Raw genomic sequence first — 18,191 nt, forward strand, 5'->3', positions numbered from 1 at the left:
ATGTCTGTACGTTACAACCAAAATAATGCTCCCTTAGTGAAAGTGGTTTACTCTCAAGTTAAAGTTAATGGCAAGATTCAGTTAGTTCCATTAGAACTATATGCTGACGGTTCACTGAAGCGTTCTCTAGTGTAAATTTGGCGGCGTTGCTGATTGCAAATATGAATTAGCCTCAGATATAAGCGCAAAGGTATAAAGAAATCGGCTGATAATTCTGCAACGCCAATTTTTCTATGGCTTTGTGGCTGTTGGCGATCGCCTATCTTAGATCAATTTATGCATTGTCGTTAAGTCCGGGGAAACCCCAGTCCGGAAAATGCATATTGGTATTACTTTCAATTTCGCAGTTCAAAGGCTGACTACATGCTTGCGCTATTTTTGGCGATCGCATTTCATCATGCTCTGTTGGGGTGAGGTGCGATTGCTCTTGCTATATGTTTTTTTGAAGATAGTTCTTCCTTATCGGTTTTAGTATACCAAATTTGGATTTAGCTGTCAATCGCATTTTCAATCTAAATTTTGCACCATGATTAATAACTTGAGAGTGGGCAGGCTTTGTTAATTGAAAGTAGGAATTAGTCTCACGCAAAGTCGCAAAGGCGCAAAGAAGAAGGGCAATGTTCATTAGGTGTTAACTTAACAGCAAACGCAGTATGTCGAAGAATAGTGAGTGAGATTTTTCATGGCTTACAACAACACGAAACCCGATGTAGAGGTTATGGTTATCTGCCGGGTTATAAATACGATTAGCACTGCGACAGTATCCTGGAACATTGTACCAAGAACCACCGCGTAGTAGAGGAAATTTAACCATTTCACTAGTTAACCAAGCACTACCATCAGTGGGTGCGCCTTGGTAATTTTCATGATAATTATCTTGACACCATTCCCATAGATTACCGTGCATATCGTATAAACCAAAAGCGTTGGGAGGAAAACTACCTATTGATGTTGTTTGTTGACGATATTGACCTTTTGGCGCAGAAGCGTATGCATATTTTCCATCGTAGTTGGCTAAGTCAGTGGTAATAGTTTCACCAAAATAAAAAGGTGTAGTAGTTCCAGCACGACAAGCATATTCCCATTCTGATTCACTGGGTAGTCGATAGGTGCGTCCTGTTTTCTGGCTTAACTTTTGACAGAATTCTACAGCATCATTCCAACTCACTTGTTCTACAGGACCTTTATCACCTTTAAATTTGGAGGGATTACTACCCATAATTGCTTGATACTGTTCTTGGGTGACTTGATATTTACCCATGAAGAACCCAGGAACTGAAACTTTATGCTGTGGTTTTTCGCGATTTTCTCCTTCTCCTGGCGGTGAACCCATCATAAATGTACCACCAGGAATTGATACCATTTCCAGAATCACGCCATTTCCTAAGTCTTCTTCAAAGAAGTTTGCACTACGTCGGTTACGGCTAATTTGTTTACCTGTTGCGTCTACTGTTATGACATCAAATTCAAAAGTTTTGAGGGATAAAGTATTACTGGGTTGAACAGGAGTAGATTGAGGTGGTGGAATCGCTGGAATTGTTTTGTTAGAATTCAAATCTTCTAAAACTTCTGTGGCTGATTGATATCTTTCCCTAGCCAAGTGTTTCAGCAACTTATCGAGTATTTGTCCTAACTCGTCGCTGATAGTCGTACCTTTTTCCTGTAACCGTTCTCGCCATAACCATTCGGCATTATAAGCATCATACAGGCGATCGCTCAAATTCCCATTGACATCTGTTAAAGCCAAGCATTGAGTTAACAACCGCGCACAAGTCGCACCTAAAGCATATAAATCGCTGGCTGGGGAAGCATATCCATTCATTTGCTCGCTAGGAGCATAACCAATAGTATAAATTCCTGTGGCTTGTCTAGCTAAACTGGTTTGGGTTACTTGTTTGGCACCACCAAAGTCAATGAGAACAAGTTTGCCGTCTTGTTGCCGACGGATGATATTTTCTGGTTTAATATCCCGATGAATAACGTTGCGATCGTGGATGAATTGTAGAACTGGCAATAAATCAGCTAAAAGTTGGCGAATTTGTTCTTCACTAAATGCTTGTTGCTGAACTTTTGTTAATAAAGTCTCTCCGGGAATGAATTCTTGTACCAAACACAAGCTTGAGCCTTGTTCAAAGTAAGCTAACAATCTGGGAATTTGCGGGTGATTTTCTCCGAGTTCATAAAGGCGTTTTGCTTCTTGTTTAAATAATTCTGCTGCTTTATTGAGTGCTGCTGTTCCGGAAACTTGGGGGAAAAATTGTTTGATGACACAAACATCATCAAATTTATTGGTATCTTCTGCTGTGTAAGTTCTGCCAAATCCACCTTCGCCTAAAAGTTTCAAAATGCGATAGCGGTTTCCTAAAAGTTTACCAAAGTTGCTTTGTCCGCAACTCGTGCAAAATTTATTGCTATCAGGGTTGAAGGGATTTGAGCAATTGGGATTTTGGCAGATTTGCATAAATTGGGATGATTGAGATTTTCTGTTTTATAGTTCCCAAAGTTAAAAGCTTATATTAAATAAAATGTGAGTTCGACAGACTTCACCGATGATTCAGGGGGAAGACTTCTCGCTTATACCGCCATCCCGCCGTCACCCTAGAAGGATGCGGCTAATCCTACAAAGCCTGCAAAAGCAGGCTCAATTTCTTTAGCCTGCTTTTGCAGGCTTTGTAAGGATAGCCCCAGGCTACCGGTTCCTGCGGGCGGTATGTCGGGTAAGCCAGAGAACTTTTTTATCAGCATTCAGGGATAAAACCCACCTTTGCCTTCTTCTTTGCACCTCTGCGCCTCTGGGTGAAAAAATCATACCTTCATCTACGCTAAGAATTTCCCGCAGTTATTGAGAATGGTGCAAGATATCAGTTTACGAATCGCAAAAGTTAGTTTACAAGTCGCAAAACCTAATTTACAAGTGGCAAAAGCTTAATTTACGAATCGCAAAACCTAATTTACGAATCGCAAAACCTAATTTACAAGTCGCAAAAGTTAGTTTACAAGTCGCAAAAGCTTAATTTACAAGTCGCAAAAGCTTAATTTACGAATCGCAAAAGTTAGTTTACAACTCAGAAGTACGACTTCTCTTAAGAACTTCCAAGTCAAAAAATATTCCATTGCTATTGTTCACAGTCAACAGTCAACCGTCAACAGTGAACAGTCAACAGTCCTCCACTGTATCTGGAGTGGTTCAATATAATATTTTTGCACCGCAGAGGGCGCAGAGACACAGAGGAAAAACGCAAAACTTGATTTTAATATGTTGCTGGGGCAGAAAATACTACCCGAAAACCACAAATCCTCAATCCACCATCGGACTCATTCCAACTGCGACTGGCGCTGCGACAAAGTTCTGCACTGAAACTCCAAGAACCACCACGCAGTACGCGGCGATGAATATCACCGCCGTCTTCCCAAACTCTGGCATCTGAAGGGGCGTTATAATAATTGTTGTGCCAAGGATCGGCGCACCATTCCCAAACTAGCCCGTGCATGTCGTACAATCCAAAGGCGTTGGCGACTTCAAAACTGCCAACATTGGTGGTTTCTTTGCGGTTTTTACTATCGCTACCACTACAGCTGACTAACTCAGGAGTGATGGTTTCACCAAAGTGAAAGGATGTGTTGGTTCCAGCGCGACAAGCATATTCCCATTCGGCTTCGCTGGGTAAACGATAGTCACGTCCGGTTTTTTCGGCTAGTCTGAGACAAAATTCTACAGCTTCATGCCAAGATACATTCTCTACTGGTCGATTTGGGCCTTTGTTTTTCGATGGGCTGGGATTTAGGGGTTGTTGGACTTTCGGTAAAGCGGCTACGGCTTTCCACTGTGCTTGGGTTACAGGATATTTTCCCATAAAAAAGGGTTCGACTGTTACTTTGTGTTGGGGACGTTCATCAGCGTCACCTTCAAATTCTGGGGAACCCATCATGAAAGCCCCGCCAGGAATTGATACCATTTCTAGGGCGATCGCTTTCCCCAATTCTTCGGTAAAATATTGACTATAAAGGCGATCGCGGTTGACTTCTCTACCTGCTGTATCTACTGTAACTACATCAAATTCAAAGCTTTGTAAAGAAGGTAATGGTTTGATGACTTTTTGTTGTTTTGTCTGTGGTGTTCCCGATAGTAATAGCCGCTGGGAAATTGCCAAAATTTCTGCTTCTAATGCCGATGTGGTGGTAGATTTTAAATCGTTGAGAACTTCGGTGGCGGTTTGATATCTATCTTTTGGTAAATGTTCCAGCAATTTATCAAGAATTTTTGCTAACCCAGTGCTAATGGTAATACCATGTTCTTGCAATCGCTCTGTCCATAACCACTGCGCATTCATGGCATCATAAAGATTGTCTTCAATGTGTCCTTCCATATTTTGGATGGGCAAACATTGAGTTAAAAGACGAACACAAGTTACACCTAAAGCATATAAATCGCTAGCATGACAAGCAAAGCCAGCCATTTGTTCTGTGGGCGCATAACCAATTGTATAAATTACTGTCGCTTGTTTTGCTAAACTCGTTTGTGTTACCTGTTTCGCACCACCAAAATCAATTAATACTGGTTTCCCATCGCTATCGCGGCGGATAATATTTTCTGGTTTAATATCCCGATGAATTACATTATGGGAGTGGATAAAATCAAGAACTGGCAATAAATCAGCTAAGAGTTGGCGAATTTCTACTTCAGTAAAGCATTGTCCTTGAACTTCTTGTAAAAGTGTTTTTCCTTGAATAAATTCTTGTACCAGATATAAACTGGCACCTTGTTCAAAGTAAGCTAGTAATCGGGGAATTTGAGTATGATTTTCTCCGAGTTCATACAGCCGAAATGCTTCTTCTTTAAAGAATTCTGCGGCTTTTTTACGTTGTCCAGTTCCTTGCACTTGGGGAAAAAATTGCTTGATGACACAAGGCGCATCGAGTCTATCTACATCCTCTGCGGCATAGGTTCTACTGAAACCACCTTCACCTAATAGCCTTAAAACACGGTAGCGGTTTCTGAGCATTTTGCCAAAGTTGTTTTGTCCACAACTTATACAAAATATATTGCTGTCATGATTGAATGGATTCGAGCAATTGGGATTTTGGCAGATTTGCATAGTGTAGGGTAGGTAGCATCTTGTCCAAAGTAAGCCCCAATATTATCTAAGTGAAAACAGATCTCTATCCAAATAAGTATGGAATAGTTTAATCTTTGTAGATACTTGGATAAGTAAATACCGATAAATCCATTTTATTTGTTAATCTCTGTTTGTAACTTTTTCAATATGAGTATTTCTAAAATTTATTATTTTTCTTACATAAAGAATAATAATAGGAATTTCCGATATTTGTCAACAGAATGATAGTTGTATTGGTCAATACAGCTAAGATCAAAGCCTGTTAATTGCTGTGTCTCAGTGCAAATCTTCCTGCTAAAAGCTTTTGGGTTTTAATTAACTAAAAATTTAAACTTCTTCTCCGTAAGCGCGAATTAATTCGGCTACAAAAGCGACGATAGCAGAAACGAAAATTAAGATAACGCTGAGAGCATTAATATCAGGTTTAACACCAGTTCTAATGCGACTAAAAATTTCCATTGGTAAAGTGTTAAAACCACTACCTGCTGTAAAACTGGCGATGAGAAAATCATCTAAACTCAAGACAAAAGCCAGCAGACAACCAGAAATAATACCAGGCATTAGCTGGGGTAATAATACTTTAATAAAAGCCTGTACTGGTGTAGCACCTAAATCTAAAGCTGCTTCCTCCAGGTGGGGATTTAAATGAGTCAGCCGGGAAGCAACCACAAGTCCGACATAGGCAAGACAGAATACCACATGGGCGGCAATAACTGTCCACAAACTTAAGGGAATGGCAAATGCGGCTAAAAAAACGAGAGTGGCGACGGCGATCGCAATATCGGGGATAATCAACGGTAAATAAGAAATGCCACTATACAATTTCTTGAGAGGAAACTGATAACGTGCTAAACCCACAGCCATCAACGTTCCCAACACCGCTGAAATCGCCACTGCACTAAAAGCAACTATCAAACTATTGCGCAAAGCTGAGACAATACGCTCATCACTGAATAATTGGCGATACCAATCGAGGGTAAATCCTTGCCAACTTGCACTGTAAGGCGACTTGTTAAAGCTATAAAAGGCAAGTACCAGTATAGGCAGGTACATGAAGATAAATATAATTACTGATAAAACCGCCTGCCAGACGACACGCGGTTTTTTTGAGGATGGCGAAATATTCACGTTAGGTTTTTTAATGATAATATAATCAGCCAAACATTATATTCTCATGATGTTTAAAAGTCAAGATGAGCTAGTTGACAAGCGATAGTTTTGGGCAATGACAACCGCAACTGCTGAAAATAACCGATTCAAGTATCTGCAAAAAGCTAGCCAGTGCCATGAGTTGATTATCCTGAAAAACATGAATTTAGTGCTGAATCAATCAATTTCAGAATTATTTGTGGCAAAACATAAACCAAGATATGTGCTACAGGTTGACTCAAAAAGATGAAATTTACCTCTAGAGGAGAAGATAATTTCCCTACAAAGATAGAAGAATAAGCGAAAACTAAAAGTCTACTATGATTGAGTAATTCATAAATTTGCTTGGCGTTCAAAGAGTGCTTTGGGCAATTGTTGCATAGCTGGAAATTATTCATTAAATATGCAACTGACAAAGCCGAAACATCTCAGCCAAGACTAACTTTTCAGGAGGTTTGTGATGCGAATTGCTCAGATAGCCCCACTATGGGAGAGAGTACCACCTCCAGCTTATGGAGGTATAGAATTAGTAGTGGGGTTGCTGACAGATGAACTGGTGCGACGCGGACATGAAGTCACACTATTTGCATCAGGAGATTCTATCACTTTAGCAGAGCTAGAATCAGTTCACCCCCGTGCTTTAAGACTCGATCCGAATGTGAAAGAGTATGGCATTTACGAGATGCTGCAATTGGGTTTAGTCTATGATCGAGCCGACGAATTTGATATTATTCATTCCCATATGGGTTGTGCAGCCTTACCCTATGCGAATCTGGTAAAAACCCCCACAGTTCATACGTTGCATGGTATTTTTACCCCTGACAACGAAAAGATGTTTAAATATGCTAAGAATCAACCTTATATCAGTATTTCCCATGCCCAACGGGAACCAAGATTAGGGCTGAATTATGTAGCCACAGCATATAACGGCATTGATGTTAGCAGTTATAAATATCATGCTCAACCCAATGATCCGCCTTACCTAGCATTTTTGGGACGGATATCTCCAGAGAAAGGAACACATTTAGCGATCGCCATTGCTAAACAAGCCGGATGGCATTTAAAAATTGCCGGCAAGGTAGATGTCGTTGATGTAGAATATTACGAAAAAGAAATCAAACCCCTAATTGACGGCAAACAAATTGAGTATTTAGGTGAAGCGAACCATGAGCAAAAAAATGCCCTCATGGGAGGTGCGGTAGCAACTTTATTCCCCATAACTTGGCGAGAACCATTTGGGTTAGTCATGGTGGAATCGATGGCCGCAGGTACACCAGTGATAGCGATGAAACTTGGCTCGACAGTGGAAGTAATCGATCACGGCAAAACAGGCTTTCTCTGCGAAAATATGGAAGAGTTCGTCAGTGCGATCGCTAAAGTGACAGATTTAGACCGCTATGCTTGTAGACAGTATGTAGAGAACCGCTTTAGCTTGCAAAAGATGACCGACAGTTATGAAGCAGTTTATCGACAGATTCTGCAAAAGCGATTTGCTCAGAATGGTCATTCCCATAGTTTAGTTGGTTTAGGCAATAGCCGCATTTAGGTGGATCTTTCTGGTTCACCTTTTTATTGACTGATTGCAGCAGCGAGAAGACACAAGCCAATCAGAATCCTAAGTTTAACTCCTCTATAACACACAGATATTCATCGCCGTCCATCGATGTTTATCTGTGTTTTTTTGTAAATGGGCATTGGGCATTGGGCATGGGGCATTGGGCATTGGGCATTTCTTATTTATCTCCCTTCCCTTGTCCCCCACACTCCCCACACTCCCCACACTCCCCACACTCCCCACACTCCCTCATCCCCTCTGCTAAAAATCTTCTGCCATATTTGCAGGACACATACCACAAATATGGGTAATATAGTTTCAAAATGTTAAATTCAGTAGATTTAACAGTTGTGCTTAACTTATCAGCGCTTTAGTTGCAACAGTCAGCATCTACCACAGGTTTATTTTTTTCAGCGCTTTGATGCTTTAGCAAGTCTGAGGCATTGAAAACGGCTGCGCTCTGGTGGGTATTTAATAATACTTCATATTTCCCAGAGCAAAACCATGTTTTTGACTCATGACTGTGTATTCCCAATAGGCAATTTGTCAATATGTTGAGTAACATAATCGACATACTATGACTTCAGAGTATAAAAAGTTATTCTATTTTCACAGGAGTGCTGTCAAAGTGATTTCCCCTATTGTGTTTCCTAAAACTCGTAGATCTGATATTCTGCCAGCTACTTTGAATGGCGATCGCGCACATTCTCAGCCAGAATCCGGGCTGAATACAGTTGGTCGCGCCTCCGTATTATCTTTAAGTTTAGGTATAAGTTTAGCTTTATTGACTTGCTTGGGAAGCAGTGTTAAAAGCGCCTTTGCCCAAGTGCCGCCTGTGGGAGAAAAACAAATTTCTCAGGTAAATGTGCTGTTTGTTAACCCTGGTAGCGGCGAAGACAAAGAAGGCAATGGTGATGAACGCGCTCCCTTCAAAACTATTACCCAAGCGATACACAAAGCTACTACAAATACCGTAATTATGCTGACTCCAGGCACTTATAGTAGCGAAACTGGAGAGGTATTTCCGTTAATCCTCAGACAGGGGATTTCAATTCAAGGGGACGCGAGTAATCAAGGTCAAGGGATTACAATTGTTGGCGGTGGTGAATATCTCAGCCGCAGTTATGGTGGTCAAAACGTCACAATTGTGGGAGCAAACCAAACAGGTTTAACGGGGGTAACAGTAACTAATCCCAATCCTCGCGGTTATGGTTTGTGGATTGAATCAAGTAATCCCATAGTTTCTCAAAACACATTTACTGGCAATACCCAAGATGGAGTGTTTGTGACGGGCACTGCCACACCAACTATTACTCAAAATAACTTTTATCGCAATGGCGCTAATGGAATCACCATCGCTGGTACTTCCCAAGCCCAGGTACGGGAAAATATTTTTCAAGAAACCGGCTATGGTATTAATATTGCCCAAAATGCGGCTCCTGTGATTTTAAACAATCAAATTCAGCGCAACAGATCGGGGATTATCGTCCAAGCCAACGCCCACCCAATTTTACGGAATAATATTATTGAGGGTAGTAAAGAAGATGGGATGGTAGCGATCGCCCAAGCCATGCCAGATTTAGGTAATGATACGGAACCTGGTAGTAATCAATTTCGCAATAATGCCCGTTACGACATTAACGCCAATGCTGCCAAACAGGTAATTGCTGCCGTTGGGAATAATTTGACTAGCGATCGCATTGCTGGCAGAGTAGATATAAAAGTTGTTAGCAGAACAGTCACCTCAAGTAATGCACAACCTGCTGCTGCTGGTCTCCAAGAAATCCCTAGCAATGGTGAAATCATCTTTTCTGCACCTGGACTTGCTCAAACTCCTAACCAGGTAAACGTACCATCTGCCAACAACAGCAATTCTCCTAATAACCTGACCATTGGCCAATTGAACACCCAACTATTACCACTCCAAGCAGCCAACACATCACGCACAGTTACCCAACTCAATCCACCGCCACCCAACCCCACAGTCAACTCCGCCGTTCCTGGCTTTCCTGTCCCCAGCAGCTTGGTAGGTAAACAAACAGCAATTGCAAATGTGCCACCATCTGGGAATCCGGCAAATGTACCACAGTTAAATTATTTACAAATTAATACCAATGCAATTGAGTTTACCCCACCTCTACCTCCCAGCAACTCTGTAGTCAAGCCATCTGCATCGAGAGCTAGGGGTAAAAAACAGTCGTCACAAAGGCGACCAGTGTCTCCAGGGGGGAACTCCAATCTTTTGCCTGTTCCCAATTCCAATATCCCCATTGGTAATACCCGGAATATGCGCAAAGTCCCAGTACCTGAAGGTTATCCGACTGAGAATTATGGCAGTGCATCGCCGAATAATACCACACCAATAAGTGCTGACTCCTTACCAAATGCTGTAGTGCCGATGGGTAATACTCCACTACCGGATCGTGGTACAACACCAACGAGTGCAGATTCCTTACCAAATGCTGTATTGCCGATGGGTAGCAATCCTCCATCCTACGGTGGTACAACCCCGATGGGTGTACGTTACCGCGTATTGGTGGAAGTGGCAACCCAAAGAGATCAGGATTTAGTGCGATACCTTATTCCTGGTGCTTTTTCTACAGTCTCCCAAGGACGCAACTTCATGCAAGCAGGAGTATTTAGCAATCGCTCTAACGCTGAAGGGGTAATCAACATGCTCAATAGTAATGGTTTTAGAGCGATGGTTGAGGTATTGAATTGATGGAAAAGGGGTTAGGGGCTGGGGGCTAGGGGCTAGGGGGCAGAGGAGACAAGGGAAGGGGGACACTTCGGCTTCGCTCAGTGACCGGAGGACAAGGGAGACAAATAACTATTGCCCCATGCCCAATGCCCACTCGCCCTGAGCGTAAAGCCTTCGGCATAGCTTCGCTTAGCGCGAAGCGTCTCGTTCGCGCAGCGTCTCCCCTTGGGAGAAGAGAAGCCGTTCGCGTAGCGGACGCACCAGAAGGGATGCCCCATACCCATTTTTCAATCCCCTGCAATCTCGCGATAGGCTTGTTGGCAATGCTCATAATTTTCCGGCAGAATTTCCGCATTGCCAAAACACAATTGTTCGTGAGTGGTAATTAAAGTTTCATAGGGCTGTATTGGCGTGACAGAGGAACGTAACAATTGTAAATATTCGCCATCAGTGCGGCTGGGTTGATGGCGAACAACGCTAGTATCATGCAAGTGCTGCAACATAGCCAGATAAAGACAACGACAAGCTTCCCGATAATTACCTTGACGGTAAAATTGTTGCGATCGCGCTAACAATAAACCAACAGAGAATTCATGAGAAATAATGGTTGGGTTAGTAGCATCATAATTGCCTGTTCTGCTTAACCAAGAATATACATAAGGGCGGAATTCTCGCCACAATCGCCAAACCAACCAGACCAAAAATAAGCCGACAACCAGCCAAAACAGTAAATTCAGTACCCGACCTAGCCAAGGACTGATTGACCATCCTGGAGGCCATTGTGGTAACGCTGATTCAAAACGGGAAAACTCATATTCTATCCATTCTCCCGCTTGTTGTTGCAACTGAGAAAGCTGCCAATCCCAGCTGTTTTTTTCAAAAGTATCTGTTGACATAGGGGATGAGGGGGATGAGGGAGTGTGGGGAGTGTGGGAGACAAGGAGGACAAGGGGGACAAGGGAGACATGGGGAGTGTGGGGGGAGATTATAAAAGCTTTCCACCCCTCCTAATGACCAATGACCAATGACCAATGACCAATGACTATTGACTATTGACCCTTGACTCCCCGTTGACTTTGCTACTTTGTATCATGAGCCAACCGACAACAACAAGTAGCGCACCAAATATGAGAAATCCCAAATCCCAAGCTAACTGATTTGGCCCTGGTTTGACATGGTGGATACCAAGAATTTGATGATCAATTAGCCCTTCAACTAGATTAAACAATCCAAAACCAAAGAGTATAGACCCAATAAAAGTTTGCGCTGACCAAGGAACATCTTCACGCCTGCCAGCCCGCCATAACAAGGCGACTCCAACTACAGTCAGCACCCAATCTAAGGCATGAAATATCCCATCCCATACCATGTTTAAATCTATATTTGAGGTACTGGTCAAGGGACGAACATTACTTAACATATGATGCCATTGGAGAATCTGATGCAGCACAATACCATCGATAAATCCTCCTAGACCTAAACCTAGAAAAATCCCAGCAATAATCAGTGGTAATGGTCGCTTAATTTTTTCACTGTTGACCTCCATACTCAACTCCATATACAGGCATTTTTACCACCATAGAATTGTTTTGCCAGCAAAATCTTCTATCTTGAGGCAAATGCTAGCTTTCAATTTAAAGTGGAAAATTTCCTGCTAGGGAGTCTTTAGAGACGCTAATTACCATATACAGGCATGATAGAAATTGATATTCAAGAGCAATTTTCAAATGACTATTTACTTTTACAAGGTTTGGCAGCCTTATGGCTGTTTTTCTAACTTTTCTCCCCACGGAATTAAAATCCAGGGTACTTACTGGCCAACGGTTGAGCATTATTATCAAGCCCAAAAGTTTGTCGGTAGCATAGATGCGGTGATTATACCCGTGATCCATAATGCCAGAACTCCAGAAGAAGCTGCTGCTTTAGGACGCTGTAGTAGCCGCCAAATCCGCGCCGATTGGTGTCAGGTAAAAACTCAGGTGATGCGAGAAGCTGTCCTCAAAAAGTTTCTCACTCATGCCGAAATTCGAGATATCCTCCTAGATACAGGCGATGAAATTTTAGTAGAAAATTCGCCCAATGATTATTTTTGGGGCTGTGGTGTCAATCAAACCGGTGAAAATCATCTTGGTAAAGTTTTGATGAGTGTACGTGAAGAAATCCGCAAGCTAGTCTCTGTCACAGCAATTGCCGAAAAGCATTTGCATCATTAATTACATTAATACACTGACTAAGCGATTAAGAGGGGGGAATAACTACATTCCCCTTATTAAATAGCTTTTAACTATATAACTTCTGTAGTATTTGATTATTTATCTTTTAAAAAAATTATATATGCGTAAATATTTATACAATCATAGAGCAGATTATAAAATTTTATAATTTGCATAAAATTACCGTATGCATCTGAAGATTTATGGTTATAAAATTAATTGTTTAATAATTAACTTTTTCTTAATATTTTAGCCTGTAAACCTCAAAGATTTCCAGAGGAAGTACAGGTAAGCATGAGTTGGATAGACCTTTTCTAGACAGCTTCCGTTTGGAGAAAAACATCAGAGTAACCGTACCCTCAAATTAGGGTTATAAAAACATCCTTAAATAGGGGAAATGTCTGGAAAAAGGTGAAATTTAATTCAGCGAACAAACTTTATTCAGGAAAAGTTTAATTATTATACATTACTTTAGTGTAGATAACTAATGAGATTTACCGATCAACTAGATGGGTTGCAGCAACCCTTTGATCCACAAGGTTTACTGCACCGAATGACCAGTCAGATTAGGCGATCGCTGGAACTTCCAGAAATCTTGACAGCTACCGTTGCAGAAGTGCGTTCATTTTTAGCTACAGACCGAGTAATGGTTTATCGGTTTGATACTGATGATAGTGGTGAGGTGATTGCTGAATCTATTCATGAGCAGCGGTTACCATCTCTATTGGGGTTGCATTTTCCCGCAAATGATATTCCACAGTATTCTAGAGAAATGTTTATTACAGCCCGACAAAGGGTAATTGTGGATGTAGTTAATGGCAAAACTAGCTTATCACAACCATATTCCCCAGAAACCAACGAACCTCTAGAAACAGAAAATACCCAGGCTCGAGAAGTAGATCCATGTCATCTTAAATACTTAACAGCAATGGGAGTACAGTCTTCCTTAGTAGTGCCAATTTTGCATCGCGATCTGAAAGAGCAATCAGCAAAGCCGCAACTGTGGGGATTGTTAGTATCGCACCACAGCCAGCCACGAACTATTTTGCAGTGGGAACTTAAAGTATTACAACAAGTGACAGATCAGGTAGAAATTGCGATCGCTCAAAGCAATCTACTCAGTGAAACCCGTTCCCAGCAACAACAACAAGCCATTATTAACCAAATCACGATTCTGTTGCATCAATTGCCCACCATCCAATTACAAACCGCCCTAGAAACAACTATTAATGCTTTTGATGGTACAGGTGGCAGACTTTATATTGAGCAGAGTCGGGAACTTTATACCTGGGGTGAACAACCCAACTTACCCTTTGAATCCGAAAACATTGTGATCGAACAGCATCCCGTGTGGCAAAACTGGATAGCTGAGTGCAAACCCAGTCAGGTTTTAGCAATTTGTGACCTTTACAAAGAAACGCGGTTGCGAGTTTTAGCGGTGGGGTTTCAATTTACTAAGATTCGCGGCATATTGGTAATTCCCTTATATTATCGCCACAATTTTATCGGTGTTTTAAGTATATTTCGTCCAGAATTTGATACCGAAATTTTGTGGGCTGGACGCTGTGAACAAAACCAGCGACAACAACTACCTCAGCTTTCCTTTGATGTTTGGCGAGAGGAAAAAAAAGGACAAGCACCTGAATGGAAACTGAAAGACATTTTTCTCGGACAAGCATTAGGCTATCACTTCTCAATGGCAATTCAGCAGATGCAAATGTACCAACAGGTGCAGTTACTGAATACTAACCTAGAACAGAGAATTGATCGGCAAACCGATGAATTACAAAAATCATTACTGTTTACCAAAGTCATCAAGCAAATCACAGAGCAAATCCGCAGTACATTAGACTTAAAAATTACTCTGCAAACAATTGTGCAGGAAGTTCGCCCTTTGCTAAATTCCGACCGGGTATTGATTTACAAAATATCAGCTGAATCTGAAGGTCAGGTGATTGTAGAAGAGATCCACGGCAATTATCCCTCAGTGTTGGGAATTAAAGCACCACAAGAATGCTTTCCTGATGAGTATACTCTGCTTTACGCTCAAGGGAGAATGCGGGCAATTCACAATGTGTCAACAGCTAATTTGAGTGATTGTCATCGAGAGTTTTTGCAGAGTCTGCAAGTGCAAGCTAACTTAATTATACCCATTAAAATGGGTATGCAACTATGGGGATTACTGATTGCTCATCAGTGTGATGCTCCCCGAAATTGGCAAGATGGGGAAATTGAGTTAATGCTACAGTTAGCAGATCAGGCGGCGATCGCTATTCAGCAAGCACAACTCTACGAACAAAGCCATGCGGCTGAAACTCAGGCTAAAGCCAAAGCTCAACAGTTAGAGCAGACATTACATGAACTCCAACAAACACAAACACAATTAATTCAAACTGAAAAAATGTCTAGCTTGGGACAGTTAGTTGCTGGAGTCGCACACGAAATTAACAATCCCGTTAACTTTATCTATGGTAATTTGTCTTACGCTAGTGATTATAGCCACCAACTACTACAACTTTTAACCCTCTACCAGTCCCATTATCCTACTCCCGATCGCGAAATTATTTCCTTAGAACAAGCGATCGATGTGGAATTTGTGGCACAAGATTTGCCAAAACTGATCTCTTCTATGCAAGTAGGAGCCGAGCGCATTTCCTCAATAGTACAATCTTTACGCAATTTCTCTCGCTTGGATGAGGCTGAATATAAGCCTGTTGATCTCCACGAAGGCATTGACAATACTTTACTAATTTTACAACATCGTCTCAAATCCACTGTCCATTTCCCTGGTGTGAAGGTAGTCAAAGACTATGGTGATTTACCTTTAGTCAAATGTTATGCTGGACAACTGAATCAGGTATTCATGAATATTCTCACCAACGCTATTGATTCTTTGGAAATAAAAGCCCAGTCCGATCAATCCTTCATCCCTTCCATCTGTATTTCCACTAGAGTCTCAGCAGATAACTCCTTTGTACTGATTCGCATAGCCGATAATGGGACGGGAATGACAGAAGAGGTGAAAAGGCGGATTTTTGATCCATTTTTCACAACTAAGCCTGTGGGTAAGGGTACAGGACTAGGTCTAGCTATTAGTTATCAGATTATGGTCGAAAAGCATGGAGGAGTAATTGAGTGTGTCTCAGAATTGGGAAAAGGTACAGAGTTCTGGATGGAGTTAGCTCTCAACCCCCAATGCAAACTCAATCATCAATATATCAGTTCTGTACTGCCAACCTCACAAAAATGGGAAATCAACACTAATTTTCAAAACTTAAAAAATTACTGAGCTATTACTCATTAAGCTAGTAATTTGAATGATATTTAGATTGGGTATTTGGCTAAAATAACTTCATATATTTTCAATATTGAGCGCCAGCAAAAGTAAAGTTTATTGGCAAAAAATTCTCTACTGCTTCCTTGGTGCTAATCTAATAATTGAAGCTAAAAAGCTTCCCCGGCAAATATAACAGATGCACGGGAAAATAAGTAAGAGGTAAAAGACGCTGTTTGATTGACTTCTGTCTCGCCAAAAAATCAACAACACCCAACGCGAAAACTGATATTTCCTCAAATATTTAACATCAGGGGGCGCTGTAACTGCTTTTCATTGCTTTAATACAAAGTGATGAAATCTTAGTACATCCCTGGCTAGGATAAACAATCAGAGGAAAGAATTCAGGAAGTAGATGTTTGGGTGTTGTTGTGTTTAATTTGCTGTTGAGTGTTGACTGTTGCGCTCTAAACAACTAACAATAGACCATTCACAGCAAAATTGTTATAAGCTTGTACGAAGTTCAATAGCATTCATACAGTTAAAATAGCGCCTTATGTCCATTATTGCGCTCAGAGCATGGTATATACAAGATTATGAGCCGATTCCAGAACTGGAAAAACGTCCGCCAGACATTCGTCTGAGTAAGAAAAGCCTGCTGAGATCGGGTTTGAGAGCAGACTTTCTAGAAGACAGCGATGAAGTGAAAACATCGACTTGGTTTGGGCGCTATCTGGAAGGAGAAAATATTGAATTTTATATTGAAGGTAGTGGGGGCTATAGCGTCGCTAATATTGACTTGATCAGTCATGAAATTTATTTCACCAAGCAGGCGCTGTTAGCTCAATTAGAACCAACAATTTTTTTATGTTATCAAACTGAGTATGCCGCAGCGAGTGATGCTTTGCGAGCTGGGGTGCAAAAAAGTTTAGTAACTTTGAACAAGCGATCGCGCCTTCCCCTGACACTAGTAGAATCATATCGTCCGGGAAATGGCCCCTTAAGGCTTTCTGCGGGGATTCTGCGCAAAATCCGCAAGAGTTTATTATTTATTGCAGACACCACAGCGATCGCTACCATCTCTGGTAAAGAAACTACACAATTAATTCCTAGCCCGAATGTCTGTATTGAAATTGGCTATGCGATCCAAAGTAAGCGATCGGAACAAATTTTACTAGCACAAATGCAACGCCCAGACTTAGAAGGAGAATTTCCCTTTGATTTACCCAAGCAGCAAATTCTCCAATTCCAAGACAGTGCAGAACTAAATAAAATTCTCACAGATGCAATTCAAGCCCAGTTAGCCAGGTTTAAGCTGTTTTTTTGATCACAATTCGTTTTCTGTTAAAAATTGTAAAGAAATTCATAATATAAGGTAGGTGTTATCTTTAATGTGATATGCATTTAACTTGGTTAGACAGCAATAGTTGGCTGATTGAAATCGCAGGTAAACGAATCCTACTAGATCCTTGGCTAGTTGGTGCGTTAACCTTCAGTAACTTGGATTGGCTATTCAAAGGTACTCGACCAAAAGAACGCCCCATACCAGAAAATATTGACCTGATTCTGCTGTCTCAGGGTTTGGAAGACCATACTCACCCACCAACACTACAACAACTCAATCGCCAAATTCCTGTGGTAGCTTCTTTGAGTGCAGCAAAAGTAGTGCAGAAGTTAGGTTACACCTCTGTGACAGCGCTAAATCACGGTGAAACTTTCACATTCAATCATCAAATAGAAATCAAAGCTACTCAGGGTATGTTTGCAGGCCCGAACACAGTAGAAAATGGTTATCTCCTCAAGGATTTGCAGAGTGGTTTAACCTTATATTACGATCCTCATGGAACTCATGACCCCAAAATCCAGCAAGCTGCACCAGTAGATGTGGTAATTACGCCCCTGATTGATTTGGCGCTACCCTTAGTGGGGCCGATTATTAAAGGAACAAACAAAGCCTTGGAAGTAGCAAAGTGGTTAAAACCCCAAGTAATGCTACCCACAGCTGCGGGAGGTGATGTCATATTTGAAGGATTGATCAACAAATTGCTCACGACTACGGGTAGTGTTGAGGAATTTCGGGCATCATTAGCCAAGAATAATTTGACCACACAAGTAATTGAACCATTACCAGGCGATCGCATTGAGTTGCAATTATAAAAATTCGTAGTTGGGGCTAAAGTCC

The 18,191-nt window shown here is 41.4% G+C and carries 13 protein-coding genes; 7 read left to right on the top strand and 6 right to left on the bottom strand.

Annotation, left to right across the window (positions count from 1 at the left end):
• A complete protein-coding gene (locus AACU32_RS29840) occupies positions 1–135 on the top strand; it encodes a hypothetical protein (RefSeq protein ID WP_339378376.1) in 135 nt (44 codons plus the stop codon).
• A 496-nt stretch (positions 136–631) separates the two neighbouring features.
• Here AACU32_RS29840 and AACU32_RS29845 read toward each other — a convergent pair whose 3' ends face one another.
• The 4 genes from AACU32_RS29845 to AACU32_RS29860 all read right to left on the bottom strand — a co-directional run bounded on the left by AACU32_RS29845 (position 632) and on the right by AACU32_RS29860 (position 6,245).
• Entirely contained in the window at positions 632–2,461 is a 1,830-nt protein-coding gene (locus tag AACU32_RS29845; RefSeq protein WP_096605091.1) for a bifunctional serine/threonine-protein kinase/formylglycine-generating enzyme family protein, read from the bottom strand.
• Between the two features lie 137 nt (positions 2,462–2,598).
• A complete protein-coding gene (locus AACU32_RS29850; protein WP_339378377.1) occupies positions 2,599–2,745 on the bottom strand; it encodes a hypothetical protein in 147 nt (48 codons plus the stop codon).
• Positions 2,746–3,251: 506 nt separating this feature from the next.
• Complete coding sequence (locus AACU32_RS29855; protein WP_339378378.1) at positions 3,252–5,096, bottom strand: bifunctional serine/threonine-protein kinase/formylglycine-generating enzyme family protein; 1,845 nt, start codon at positions 5,094–5,096, stop codon at positions 3,252–3,254.
• A 348-nt stretch (positions 5,097–5,444) separates the two neighbouring features.
• The gene (locus AACU32_RS29860) at positions 5,445–6,245 is read right to left on the bottom strand and encodes an ABC transporter permease (protein WP_445223237.1); all 801 of its coding nucleotides are present in this window, start codon (positions 6,243–6,245) and stop codon (positions 5,445–5,447) included.
• 481 nt (positions 6,246–6,726) lie between these two features.
• On the opposite strand from AACU32_RS29860, the gene AACU32_RS29865 reads away from it, so the two are divergent.
• Together AACU32_RS29865 and AACU32_RS29870 are read left to right on the top strand one after the other, a co-directional pair.
• The gene (locus AACU32_RS29865) at positions 6,727–7,812 is read left to right on the top strand and encodes a glycosyltransferase family 4 protein (protein WP_096605095.1); all 1,086 of its coding nucleotides are present in this window, start codon (positions 6,727–6,729) and stop codon (positions 7,810–7,812) included.
• A gap of 637 nt (positions 7,813–8,449) precedes the next feature.
• Positions 8,450–10,543 (top strand): DUF1565 domain-containing protein, encoded by a 2,094-nt coding sequence (locus AACU32_RS29870; RefSeq protein ID WP_339378379.1) that lies wholly within the window; start codon positions 8,450–8,452, stop codon positions 10,541–10,543.
• A 266-nt stretch (positions 10,544–10,809) separates the two neighbouring features.
• Here AACU32_RS29870 and AACU32_RS29875 read toward each other — a convergent pair whose 3' ends face one another.
• Both AACU32_RS29875 and AACU32_RS29880 read right to left on the bottom strand, forming a co-directional pair.
• Positions 10,810–11,418, bottom strand: a complete 609-nt coding sequence (locus tag AACU32_RS29875; protein ID WP_096605099.1) for a DUF4129 domain-containing protein — start codon at positions 11,416–11,418, stop codon at positions 10,810–10,812.
• Positions 11,419–11,564: 146 nt separating this feature from the next.
• Complete coding sequence (locus AACU32_RS29880; RefSeq protein ID WP_096608236.1) at positions 11,565–12,068, bottom strand: DUF2243 domain-containing protein; 504 nt, start codon at positions 12,066–12,068, stop codon at positions 11,565–11,567.
• 181 nt (positions 12,069–12,249) lie between these two features.
• On the opposite strand from AACU32_RS29880, the gene AACU32_RS29885 reads away from it, so the two are divergent.
• The 4 genes from AACU32_RS29885 to AACU32_RS29900 all read left to right on the top strand — a co-directional run bounded on the left by AACU32_RS29885 (position 12,250) and on the right by AACU32_RS29900 (position 18,166).
• Positions 12,250–12,735 carry an NADAR family protein gene (locus AACU32_RS29885; protein WP_096605101.1) on the top strand — a complete coding sequence of 162 codons (486 nt, stop codon included), beginning with the start codon at positions 12,250–12,252 and terminating at the stop codon, positions 12,733–12,735.
• Between the two features lie 487 nt (positions 12,736–13,222).
• Entirely contained in the window at positions 13,223–16,024 is a 2,802-nt protein-coding gene (locus tag AACU32_RS29890; protein ID WP_096605103.1) for a GAF domain-containing sensor histidine kinase, read from the top strand.
• Positions 16,025–16,565: 541 nt separating this feature from the next.
• Entirely contained in the window at positions 16,566–17,336 is a 771-nt protein-coding gene (locus tag AACU32_RS29895) for a hypothetical protein (protein WP_096605105.1), read from the top strand.
• 71 nt (positions 17,337–17,407) lie between these two features.
• Positions 17,408–18,166: an MBL fold metallo-hydrolase gene (locus AACU32_RS29900; protein WP_096605107.1), complete on the top strand. Its 759-nt coding sequence runs from the start codon at positions 17,408–17,410 to the stop codon at positions 18,164–18,166.
• The last annotated feature ends 25 nt before the right edge of the window (positions 18,167–18,191 follow it).

Source organism: Calothrix sp. NIES-2100, from assembly GCF_963875285.1.
Classification (GTDB): Bacteria; Cyanobacteriota; Cyanobacteriia; order Cyanobacteriales; family Nostocaceae; genus Aulosira.